The 11,553-nt window shown below is 68.6% G+C and carries 10 protein-coding genes; 4 read left to right on the top strand and 6 right to left on the bottom strand.

Annotated elements, in window-relative coordinates; all coding sequences use genetic code 11:
- On the bottom strand, window positions 1-603 hold a 603-nt coding region (locus tag VNR19_RS00475; protein WP_325722823.1), incomplete at its 3' end, for an aldehyde dehydrogenase family protein.
- A 255-nt stretch (window positions 604-858) separates the two neighbouring features.
- On the opposite strand from VNR19_RS00475, the gene VNR19_RS00470 reads away from it, so the two are divergent.
- On the top strand, window positions 859-1,515 hold the full coding sequence (locus VNR19_RS00470; protein ID WP_325722821.1) for a GntR family transcriptional regulator: 657 nt from the start codon (window positions 859-861) through the stop codon (window positions 1,513-1,515).
- Window positions 1,516-1,624: 109 nt separating this feature from the next.
- On the opposite strand, the gene VNR19_RS00465 is transcribed toward VNR19_RS00470, so the two are convergent.
- From VNR19_RS00465 to VNR19_RS00445, 5 genes are read right to left on the bottom strand one after another with little or no spacing between them, the layout of a single operon-like run.
- Complete coding sequence (locus VNR19_RS00465; protein WP_325722819.1) at window positions 1,625-2,893, bottom strand: ABC transporter substrate-binding protein; 1,269 nt, start codon at window positions 2,891-2,893, stop codon at window positions 1,625-1,627.
- Window positions 2,894-2,895: 2 nt separating this feature from the next.
- Window positions 2,896-3,963, bottom strand: coding sequence for a branched-chain amino acid ABC transporter permease (locus VNR19_RS00460; protein WP_325722817.1), 1,068 nt, complete (start codon window positions 3,961-3,963; stop codon window positions 2,896-2,898).
- Window positions 3,963-4,844 (bottom strand): branched-chain amino acid ABC transporter permease, encoded by an 882-nt coding sequence (locus VNR19_RS00455; protein WP_325722815.1) that lies wholly within the window; start codon window positions 4,842-4,844, stop codon window positions 3,963-3,965. Before VNR19_RS00455 ends, VNR19_RS00460 begins: the two co-directional genes overlap by 1 nt.
- Window positions 4,845-4,846: 2 nt before the next feature.
- Complete coding sequence (locus tag VNR19_RS00450; RefSeq protein WP_325722813.1) at window positions 4,847-5,557, bottom strand: ABC transporter ATP-binding protein; 711 nt, start codon at window positions 5,555-5,557, stop codon at window positions 4,847-4,849.
- Window positions 5,544-6,326, bottom strand: coding sequence for an ABC transporter ATP-binding protein (locus tag VNR19_RS00445; protein ID WP_325722811.1), 783 nt, complete (start codon window positions 6,324-6,326; stop codon window positions 5,544-5,546). The genes VNR19_RS00450 and VNR19_RS00445 overlap by 14 nt, the downstream gene beginning before the upstream one ends.
- Before the next feature lie 290 nt (window positions 6,327-6,616).
- Between VNR19_RS00445 and VNR19_RS00440 the strand changes: the two genes are divergently transcribed.
- The 3 genes from VNR19_RS00440 (at window position 6,617) to VNR19_RS00430 (ending at window position 11,546) form a co-directional block, all read left to right on the top strand.
- Window positions 6,617-7,999, top strand: a complete 1,383-nt coding sequence (locus VNR19_RS00440) for an aminomethyl transferase family protein (RefSeq protein ID WP_325722809.1) — start codon at window positions 6,617-6,619, stop codon at window positions 7,997-7,999.
- Window positions 8,000-8,156: 157 nt separating this feature from the next.
- Window positions 8,157-10,364: a hypothetical protein gene (locus VNR19_RS00435; RefSeq protein ID WP_325722807.1), complete on the top strand. Its 2,208-nt coding sequence runs from the start codon at window positions 8,157-8,159 to the stop codon at window positions 10,362-10,364.
- A 309-nt stretch (window positions 10,365-10,673) separates the two neighbouring features.
- Window positions 10,674-11,546, top strand: coding sequence for an IclR family transcriptional regulator (locus VNR19_RS00430; RefSeq protein WP_325722805.1), 873 nt, complete (start codon window positions 10,674-10,676; stop codon window positions 11,544-11,546).
- The last annotated feature ends 7 nt before the right edge of the window (window positions 11,547-11,553 follow it).

Below are 11,553 nucleotides of genomic sequence, written 5' to 3'. Positions count from 1 at the left end.
GGCGACGCGCTGCACGACGCGCGCGGTCGCGAGCGGCGTCGTCGGCGGAACCTTCACGATCGCGGTGTTGCCCGCGAGGAGCGCGTGCGGCAGCGATGCCGCGAGGATCGCGATCGGCCAGTTGAACGGCACGATGATCGTCACGACCCCGAGCGGCTGGTACGACACCTCGGTCGACACCGGGATCGCGCCCGGAACCACCGGGAGCGTCTTCGAGGTCTCGACCTCGTCCTTGAGCGCGAGCGCGAGGTTCCACCGCAGCTCGAACACGAGCGCGTCGATCCACGCCTCCATGCGGATCTTGCCGTTCTCCTGCGACAGGATCGCAGCGTCTTCGTCGCGGTCGTCGGCGATGCCTGCGATCGCGTCGGCCATCGCCTTCGCGCGCCCTTCGGCACCCAACGCCGCCCACGCGGGGTACGCGGCCTTGGCCGCCGCGACGGCATCCGCCACGTCCTGCGGCGACGCCGAAGCCGCCTCGCCCACGATCACACCGGGTTTTCCCGGATCGGCGACTTTGAGCACCTCGTCGGTGAAACGCTCCTCCCCGCCGATGTACAGTCCCGTCCGCACCTTCGCGGACGTCTCCACCACTTCGGACATCTCGACGACCACCTCTCCGTGTGTCAAAGATTCGATGCACGCGAATCAAACCCGCGGGCGCTTCCAGCGTGCCCCTTCGGGACGCGGGTGGCAAGATCGGCTACAAAATTCTCACGAATCTCGTATGCAATACCGAGTGCGCGTTACCCTCGAATCAGCAAACCGAGGACGCGGGGGCGACGGCGCCGCCGTGTCGAGATGCCCTGAGGCGTCGAGGCCGGCGTCAGGGCGGACGCAGCGAGAGAGGAACGGCGGATGACCGATCTGGCGGTGGAGTCGAGGGAGAGCCCGGCACGCGCTGACCTGACGCAGCAGCTGCGCGACGCGATCCTCGGCGGTGAGTTCGCACCGAACCAGCGCCTCATCGAAGCCGACATCAGCGAGCGGTACGACGCCTCCCGGGCGTCGGTGCGCCTCGCGCTGCTCAACCTCACGAGCGAGGGACTGGTCGAGCGCCTGCCGAATCGCGGCGCGCGCGTACGCGCGATCAGCGTGAAGGAGGCGATCGAGATCGTCGAGGTGCGTGTGGGCCTCGAGGTGCTGTGCGCGCGCAAGGCGGCCGAGAACCTCACCGACGACGGGGCCGAGACGCTGCGCACGATCCGCGCGGGAATCACGGATGCCGTCGCGAGCGGCAACCTCGTCGAGTACGCGCGCCTCAACCAGGAGATGGACCGCCTCATCCGCGAGGACAGCGGGCACGAGACGGCCACTCAGCTCCTGGAGCGGCTGCGGGCCCAGTCCGCCCGCCACCAATTCCGGCTCGCATTCCTGCCGGGGCGCGCGACGCAGTCGGCTCCCGAGCACATCGCGATCATCGACGCGATCCTGGCGCGCGATCCGGATGCCGCGGAGCGCGCGACCCGCGTGCACCTCGAGGGCATCGTCGAGGTGCTGCGCGGCCTCGACTGACGCGCGCGGTCGCCGATCGAGCGCAGCGACACGAAGCGCGCCCCGCGAACACGAGAGCGGGGCGGCCCCGGAGGACCGCCCCGCCTGAGTCGCGACTCGACTCAGAGCATCATTCGAAGCTCTGCGCCGTCTCGTAGCCGCGGCCGTTGTACTTCTGCACCTGCACGTCGGCGACGGCGGGCAGGCCGTCGACCGTCGTGTTGATGGTCGAGCCCTCGAGCATGAACGGCGCGTCGAAGCCGTCGATGCTCAGGAGCGCCTCCATGAACGCCTCACGCGTCGGCTCCTCCATCTTCATGAAGGCCTGCTCGAGCACCGAGGCCGCGATCCAGCTCCACACGCAGTGCGGGAACGCCGGGACGCCGTCCTGGTTCGTGTACTCGCCGAGCGCCTCCATGAAGGCCTGGCCCTCTTCGCTCTCCTGGAACGCCGGGCTCGCCGCGGCGCCCGAGAAGGCGACGGTGTAGATGCCCGGGAACGCCGAGCCGCCACCGGGCTCGAGGATCGCCGACGGGCTCGAGGTGTTCGACGGCAGGAACCAGCTGGGCAGCCAGCCGATCTGCTGCGCCTTCTGCAGGGCCGAGATCACGAGCGGCGTGATCGACATCGCGTTGAAGAACACGTCGGCGCCGCTCGCGGCGAGCTCGGTGATCTGCGCGTCGACGCTCGTGTCGGTCGCCTCGTAGGTCAGCTCCTCGACGACCTCGATGTTGTCGGCGCCCTCGATGGCCGACTTGAAGCCCTCGACGTAGCCCTCGCCGTAGTCGTCGTTCTGGTAGAGGATCGCGACCTTGTGCTCGTCGGACGACGACGCGAGCAGCTTGCCGAACGCCTCGCCCTCCTGCTGGTAGATCGGCACGAAGCCGAGCTGCCACGGGCTCTCCTCGCGGTCGCTGAAGATCGGGTCGCCCGACATCACGAGCACCTGCGGGAACTCCTCGTCGATCGCCGCCTCGCGCCACGCGCGGTTGGTCGGCGTGCCGAGGCCGATGCCGGCCGCGAAGACGTCGTCGGCGACCATCTGCTGGAAGTTCGCGAGAGCCTTCTGCGGGTCGTACGTGTCGTCGTACGACTTGATCTCGATCGTGCGCGTCTTGCCGTCGCCGAACTCGATGCCGCCGTCGGCGTTCTTGACGCCGAAATAGGCGAGCGCGCCGTCGACGGTGCAGTTGCCGGGGCCGGCGGTCGGGCCCGTGAGGGGGCTCGTGATGCCGAACGTCAGCGACGTGTCGGTGATGCCGGGGCTGGCGGCCGCTTCGCCGCCCCCGTCACCGTCACCGCCGCCGCCGTCGCCGCCGCGTGCGCAGCCGGTGAGGGCCAGCGCGACGACCGACGCCATCGCGACGATGCCGACGACGCCCTTCTGAGTCTTGCGCATGTTCATGCCTGACCTTGCCTCTCTGTCTTCTCGGGTCCCTCCGTCGCCGCTTCGGAAGGAGCGGACGGCGGAGTGGTCTTGGGGATCGCACCGGTGAACGTGCCCTCGCGGTGCCGTCGGAGACGGCGGAACGTGCGGGGCAGGCTCACCAGGCCACCGGGCAGCACGAACAGCACCGCGAGCAGGATGATGCCCTGGATGATCGCGGTGAGGTTCGGGTCGATGGCGTTCGTCATCTGCGGAACGAGCACGTAGTAGAAGCCGCCGAGCAGCGAGCCGACGATGCTCGCGGCGCCGCCGATGACCATGGCGGCGACGAGGCTGATCGAGTGCCCGAAGTGGAGCGTCTCGGGCGAGGTGTACTGCACCGCGACCATGTAGAGGAAGCCGGCGACGCCGCCGAAGATCGACGCGATCGTGAACGCGAGGACCTTGTAGCGATACGGCGAGATGCCCATCGAGGTCGCGACGGCCTCGTTCTCCTTCACGATCGCCATCGCGCGGCCGAACTTGCCGCGCACGAGGTTGCGCGCGAGCACGAATGCGATGACCGCGATGACCATGACGATGTAGAACTGCCACTGGTCGTTGTCCAGGCCCGTCCAGTCGGGTGCGCCGGAGAAGCGGGCGGATGTGCCCTGCGAGCCGCCCGTGAAATCGACGAGGCGCTTCGCGAGGGGCACGCCCACGATCGGCAGCGCGATCGTGACCATCGCGATGGCGAGTCCGCCGAGTCGTGCGGCGGCGAGCGCCACCAGAAGGCCGGCGATGCCCGCCACCACGAAGGCGGCGATGAAGACGAGCGCGATGTTCCAGCCGTTGTTGACACCCCATGCCGTGACATATGCGCCCAGGCCGACGAAGAAGATCTGGCCCAGCGACACCTGGCCGGTGTAGCCCATGATGATGTTCAGGCCCAGCACGGCGACGGCGTAGACGCCGACGCGCGTGAGCGTCTGGTTCCAGAACACCGGAAGCACGAGCGGCGCGATCAGCAGGAGCACCGCCACGACGAGCAGGATGCCGAGGCGAACCCAGCGGTTGCGCAGGAGGTCGGACACAGCGGCCATCAGACTCGCACCACGACTTTCCGTCCGAACAGACCCTGCGGTCGCAGGATCAAGATCACGAAGATGAGGATGAAGGGCACCGCGATCTTCAGGTCGTAGCCGATGAACGGCACGTAGACCGCGGCGAGGTTCTCGAGGACGCCGATCGCCCACGCCGCCACGACGACGCCGATCGGGCTGTTCAGGCCGCCGATGATGACCGCGGCGAGCGCGTACACGAGCGCGGTGTCCATCATTCCGGGGGTGAGTGTCAGCTGCGGCGCGACGAGCGAGCCGGCGACGGCGCCGAGCGCGGCCGCCAGGCCCCATCCGACCATCAGGAGGCGACCGACCGGGAGGCCGGACAGCGCCGACGACCGCGGGTTGATCGAGACCGCCCGCAGAGCGAGGCCGAGCTTGGTGCCGAGGAACAGTGCCTGCAGAAGCAGCATGATCACGACGATCGACAGGAACGTGCCGAGCGAGCGCAGGCTCACGGTCGCCCCGAGGATGTTGATGCCCCCGAGCGGGAACAGCGACGGGAACTGCCGGTTGTTGTAGCCCCAGATGAACGCGCAGATGCCGGTCACGAGCGTCAGCAGGCCGATTGTCACGACGACCGCGGTGTCGGGGTCTCCGCCTTCGAAGCGGCGGATGAGCAGTCGCTCGATGATGCCGCCGATCACGAACGAGATCCCGACCGAGATGAGGATCGCCAAGAGCAGGGGCACGTTCCACTGCACGAACACGTACGCGATGTACGCCGACAGCACGGCCAGGCCGCCCTGCGCGAAGTTGATGAGTCCCGTCGACTGGTTGACGAGCACGATCGCGAGTGCGAGAGCCGCGTAGATCGAGCCGGTCGACAGACCGTCGACGACGAGCTGGATGAAGGTCCCCAACGTCAGCCTCCCAGGTAGGCACGACGGATCTCGTCCATGCCCTTGAGCTCGGCGGTGGTCCCCGTCAGCGCGTTGCGACCGGTCTCGAGGACGGTCGCAGAGTCGACGAGGGTGAAGGCCAGGTTCGCGTTCTGCTCGACGATGAGCATCGCGATCCCCGATTCGAGTCGGAGGCGACGGATGGCGTCGTACACCGTCTTCGCGGTGCTGGGGGCCAGTCCGAGCGACGCCTCGTCGAGGAGGAGCAGCCGCGGCTTCGCCATGAACGCCCGCGCGATCGCGAGCATCTGCTGCTCGCCGCCCGACAGGGCCGCGCCCGCGGAGCGGATGCGGTTCTTCAACTGCGGGAAGATCTCGAGGCAGTAGTCCATGTCAGCCGCGACCTGCTTGCGGTCCTTGCGCAGGTATGCGCCCACGCGGAGGTTCTCGCGCACGGTCAGGCCGCCCAGCGTTCCGCGCCCCTCGGGGACGTGCGCGATGCCGAGTGCTGCGACGCGCTCGGGGGAGTACCCGCGGATGCTGCGCCCCTCGAACGTGATCGTGCCGCCCGTGCGCACCATGCCGCTGATCGCGCGCAGCGTGGTCGTCTTGCCGGCGCCGTTCGCGCCGAGGATCCCGACCGCGCCGCCGTCGGGCACCGTCAGCGAGATGCCCTCGAGCACCTGCACGGGGCCGTACGACGCGGTGACCCCCTTGAGCTCAAGCAGCGTCATCGGCCGCGTCCTTCCCGATGTAGGCCTCGATCACGCGCGGGTCGGACTGCGCCTCGGATGCCGTGCCCTCCATGAGCTTGCGACCGTGGTCGAGCACGACGACGCGGTCGGTGAGGGCGGCGATGAGGCCCATGTGGTGCTCGACGATGACGATCGTCACGTCGTCTTCGGCGCGCAGGCGCTTGACCGTCTCGATGAGCTGCTCGACTTCGGAGTGCGGGAGGCCCGCGGCCGGCTCGTCGAGCAGGAGGAGCTTCGGGCGCATGAGCAGCGCGCGGCACAGCTCGATGCCCTTGTGCAGGCCGTGCGACAGCTCGTCGGCGTGGAGGTTCGCGGCCCACGCGAGCCCGTGGCGCTCGAGAAGCTCCATGGCCTCCGCGCGGAGCTCCTTCTCGCTGCGGGTCGTGCGCGGCAGTCGGAGCGACCACTCGACGGGACCGCCCGGCAGTCGCGTGTGCGCGCCGAGCATGACGTTCTCGAGCACGGTCTCGCGGAGCTGGAGCGCGGGGTGCTGGAACGTGCGGGCCAGGCCGTGTCGGGCGAGTGTCGCGGGCCGCGAGCCGAGAACCTCGGTGTCGTCGATCTTGATCGAGCCCGAGCTCGGCCGGTAATGCCCGCTGATGCAGTTGAAAAGCGAGGTCTTGCCGGCGCCGTTGGGGCCGACGAGCCCGAACACCTGCCCGGGCTCGACCTCGAAGCCGACGTCTTCCAGCACTTTGACTCCGCCGAAGTGCAGATTGACGTCGCGCAGGGTCAGACGTGCGGCCATCGCCTGCCTTCCTACTCGTCGCTCCGTTGTGCCGATGCGAGGAATCGAGACACCCAGGGTGTCATGGCACGTCGATGTGCTCCCCGCGACATCTCGAAAAGTACGTTCCCCGCCCAAGATTGTCAACGATTTTGGATCGACTTCGGGCGACTGTCACTCAATCGTGATCGAGGACGATCGTTGCGCGGACGGTGACGGATGCGGCACCCGATTCTGTTCAACGGAAATCGTCGATGCGATCCGAGTCTTGCGTGCCTAACCTGCTGGCGACATCGAAAGGAAGGTCGACGATGACTACCGAGTCACTCGCTCAGGCGATCGCCCGCGTCGGCAACCCCGTGGAGCTGCTGCGGAACCAGGACTGGCCCGCGTTCACGTTCCCGGTCGCGCCCGAGTTCACGAACTGGCGCGACGAGCAGCGCGCGTGGAACACGACGGTCGCACTCATGGACCAGTCCCACCACATGACGCAGCTGTTCCTGCACGGCGCGGACCTCATCCCGATGCTCGCGAGCATCTCGCCGAACACGTTCGCGACGTTCCGTCCGGGCGTCGCCAAGCAGCTCATCTCGGTCAACAAGGACGGGTACCTCATCGGCGACGGGATCCTGTTCTACAACTCCGACGGTCCCGAGGGCCTCGTGCTCATCGGGCACCACCTGCTCATCGACTGGGTGCGGTTCAACGCCGAGAAGGCGGAGGCCGCGGGCAAGGACGTGCACCATCGCCTCGAGGCGAACTCGCACATGCGCCAGGGCCCGCCCACGTTCTATCGCTACGAGCTGCAGGGCCCGCGCGCGAACGATGTCATGCAGAAGGTCTTCGGCGGTCCGCCGCCCGACATCAAGTTCTTCCACATCGGCGACGTCGAGATCGCGGGCCGCCCCGTCAAGGCACTCCGTCACGGCATGGCGGGTCAGCCCGGGTTCGAGTTCTACGGCCCGTGGGAGGACAACGAGGTCGTGCTCGAGGCGATCATGGAGGCCGGCGCCGAGCACGGCATCCGCCGCGTCGGCGCGAAGGCGTACTCGGCCACCCCGCTCGAGGCGGGCTGGGTTCCGACGCCCTTCCCCGCGATCTTCGACGAGGACTTCGCCGAGTACCGCGAGTGGCTGCCGGCCGCGCGCGCCGGATCGATCGGCGGATCCCTGTACTCGACCGACATCCACGACTACTACATGACGCCGTACGACCTGGGCCTGGGCAAGTCGGTGCGCTTCGACCACGACTTCCACGGTCGCGATGCGCTCGAGAAGCACGCCGAGAACCAGCGCCGCCGCAAGGTCACGCTGCTGTGGAACGCGGAGGACGTGGCATCCGTCGTCCGATCCCAGCTCGAGCCGGGGACGCCTGCGAAGTTCCTCGACTTCCCGAAGGCGCGCTACGGCTTCTACCAGATGGACGAGGTCGTGAAGGACGGCGAGCGGGTGGGCATCTCGACGGATGCCGGGTACGTCGCGTACGACCAGTTGTACATGTCGCTCGCGACGCTCGACGTCGACATCCCCGACGGCGCCGAGGTCGAGGTCGTGTGGGGCGAGGACCCGATCTCGCACAAAGCGGCGGTCGACGCGAACCACCGGCAGGTCCGGATACGCGCGACCGTGGCGCCCGCGCCGTACCACGAGTTCGCCCGGACCGTGTACCGCGCGAACGAGCACGCGACGGCCTGAGGTCCGTCGCCGAGGGCCCGGGGTGTGGGAGCCGCACCCCGGGCCTCTCTCGATCGATAGGATCACTGCGCGCACGCATCGACCGATCCCTCTACGTTCTGGCGGCATGGATCGCGACCACCCCCAGGTCGTCGACATGACTCGATGAGGAGCATCCATGCGAAAGATGAGATATGTGGCCGCGGCCGTCGCGACGGCGGCACTGGTCGCCTCGACGGCAACGACCGCGAACGCTGCGACGGAACCCGAGGAGAACGTGTTCCTCAAGCCGCACGTGCTGGACGCGTGGTACGAGTACACCGCGTCCGACACGTTCGCGGAGCTGCAGCAGCAGGGCAAGATGGCGACTCCGAACGTGTACCTCGCCGACGTGGCGCGGGGCACCGACACCACGGGGGCCGAACCCGCGGACTACTGGTACGTGCGCAACGGGGTGCCCGACGACGGCGTCACCCTCGCGCCCGAGGCGATCCTGTACGCGAACCTCGAGAGGCTCAAGGCAGCGGGCAAGATCGACGACTTCAACTTCACGCTCGTGATGAACCTGCCTCACTCGGAGAACGTGAGCACCGCCGAGGCGTATGAGTGGATGGACGGCATCCTCGCCGAGGCGGGACCCTCGGACCCCGCCGACGTGCAGCCGGCCACCGGGTGGTGGGACGTCACGACCTATGAGGGCGGCACGTTCGTCGAATCGGCGAACGGGAACGTCACCTCGTCGTCCGACACGGGCAAGCGCGAGATCACGGTCACGCTCGACGGGCAGCCGTTCGGCGTGACGCACTACTGGGGCTGGTACTCGGCGACGCCGAACAGCCCGAAGCAGAAGATCAGCATCTACGTTCCCGAGAACGTGCGCGAGGACAGCCCCACGTTCTTCCGCACGAACAACGGCGGCTGGACGTCGAACAACTTCGTCGCGACGATCGTGGACGGCGGCTCGTACAACACGGGCAACCTCGCGTTCAACACCGTGATGGGCGGCGGCAACAACAACCCCGCCGTGCTCGGCGAGATCCTCGACCGCGGCATGATCCTCGTGTCGTACGGCGCGCGGAGCATGAACGACGCCCCCGTGAACGGCGAGTATCAGGGTCACTCCCCGGCGACGATGACCGACACGAAGGCCGCGATCCGGTTCCTGAAGTACAACCAGGTCTACGGCGGCCTGCCCGGTGACCCGGAGCGCGTGATCATCCACGGCATGAGCGGCGGCGGCGGCCTCACCACCGCGGTGGCCGCCAGCGGCAACAGCTCGGACTACTTCGAGTCGCTCGCCGAGATCGGCGCGCTCGGGCTCACCCAGAGCGGCGGCGCGTACTCGGACGACCCGGCGGTCGGCGACGACGTGTTCGCGACGTTCTCGAGCGCCCCGATCATCGACTCGTTCCGCGCCGATCACCTGGCGGAGTGGATGTACAACGAGACGCGCCAGAAGATCCGCGACGGCGTCTACGCGAACGAGACGGGCATCACGAGCGGCCGCAACAACCCGACCGCGCTCGCCGAGTGGCAGTACCTGAGCGCCGCGGTCCTCGCGCAGAAGGGCGACGACTACACGTACGAGCTCGGGCTCACGCCGGAGTCGGTCAAGCGCACGCTGCTCGACATGATGGAGACCTCGCTCGAGCTGACGCTCAACGAGAACAATTCGTACCGGCCCACGCTCGTCGACGTCTCGACGGTCACGACGCCGGCCGAGGCCAAGGCCGCGCTCGACGTGTTCCTGCGCCAGCAGGACTCCAACCGTGCGGCGAACTGGGCGGGCCTTCGGCTCGACTGGTTCACGGTCACGGGCACGCAGGGCGCTTTCGAGGTCACCATCCCGGACTCGGGCTGGGACGACCTCACGGAGTACCTGTACTGGGTCTCGCAGTGGACCAAGGGCACGCCGATCTCGACCGCGCAGGGTCTGACCACGGGCCTGGGCAAGAGCGGTGCGTTCGCCGGTGGTGAGGGGCAGCTGTTCGGCACGCGTGACGCGCCGTACACGCAGCTCAACCAGGTGTCGTGGGCGATGGATCCGGCCAATTGGCACCTGTTCGGAGTGCAGCAGAGCACGAACCCGAACCAGGCGCAGCGCCAGGCCGAGAACCGCGCCATCGCGGTGACGCTGTTCGACGTGCTTCCCGGCCCGAGCTACGAGGTCGTGCGCCGGCACATCGACATCGCCGAGCGTGACGGCGACCTCACGGGCAAGGCGCTGAGCGAGGTGCTCAAGCACGTCGCGCAGGCCGAGAAGCTCGCGGGCAAGGCATCGTCCAACGCCGTGAAGGCGCAGCTCGACAACGCGATCCGCAAGTCCGGTCTGCCGAGCGACGCGAACGTCGTGAAGGCGATCCAGGCGCTCGCCGACGCGAGCTGAGTCGACACGGATGCGGCGGGGAGTCGGCTTCGGTCGGCTCCCCGCCCCGTTCTCTTGCCCCGCCCCGTTCTCTTGCCCGCCCGTTCTCCTGCCTCAGCCCGTCTCTCTCTCCCGGATCAGGACATCTGGCGAGGACAGGAGGCGATCGCCGCGATAGTCCTGCCTTCGCCAGATGTCCTGATCCGGTGAACGGGGCGTCCCGCACACCGGCCGCCTGCGTGCCGCACACCGGTCGCCTGGGTCCCGCACATCGGTCGCCCCGGGTTCCGTTCATCGGAACCCGGGGTACGATCGCGCCGGGAGGTCGCGATGGCGCGGGGATCGGCGGGCGAGTCGGTGCTGCACAAGCACTTGCGCGTGCTCGACGCGTTCGACGCGCTGCATCCGTTCCGCACCCTGACCGAGATCGCGGATGCCGCGGGCCTCGCGATCTCGACCGCGCACCGCCTCGTGCGCGAGCTCGAGCGCGAGGGTCTGCTGGAGCGGTCGCCCGACCGCACGTATCGCCTCGGTGTGCGGCTGTGGGAGTACGCGTCCCGCACGCCGGGCGCTCTCGGACTGCGCGAGCTCGCCCGCCCGTGGCTGGGCGCGGTGCACTCGCGCGTTCGTCAGCACACGCAGCTGGGCGTCCTGAGCGGGCGAGACGTGCTGTTCATCGAGCGGATGTCGACGCGCGACGCCGTCGTGAACGCGACGCTCATCGGCGGACGCATCCCGCTGCCCGTCTCCAGCAGCGGGCTCGTGCTGCTCGCGCACGCGGACCCCGCGCTCGTGGACGAGGTCATCGCCGCCGGGTGGCCGCGGCACACGGCGCACACGATCCGCGACGGCAAGGAGCTGCGCGAGAAGCTGCGCCACGTGCGCGCCGACGGCTTTGCCGTCACCTCGGGACACATCTACGAGGAGTCGCGCGGCATCGCGGTTCCGGTGATGGGACCCCACGACGTCGTGTACGCCGCGATGGGCGTCGTGGTCGCGAACGACGACACGGCGATCCAGCCGATCGTGGAGCTGCTCACGACCGCGGCGGCGGGCATCACGCGCGATCTCGAGCGGGCGTACCTCCCCGACGGGGGCCCGACGGCGGGCCGCATCCGTCCCCTCGTCAGCACGTCGCCGCGCTCGCTCGAGTACATGCTCGAGCACGGCCTCGACGCATCCGGAGCCTCGCGCGGCGGCTAGGGTGAGC

The organism is Microbacterium sp. (assembly GCF_035556355.1).
In the GTDB taxonomy this organism is placed as follows: Bacteria; Actinomycetota; Actinomycetes; order Actinomycetales; family Microbacteriaceae; genus Microbacterium.
This window is presented reverse-complemented; position numbering and strand designations above follow the sequence as displayed.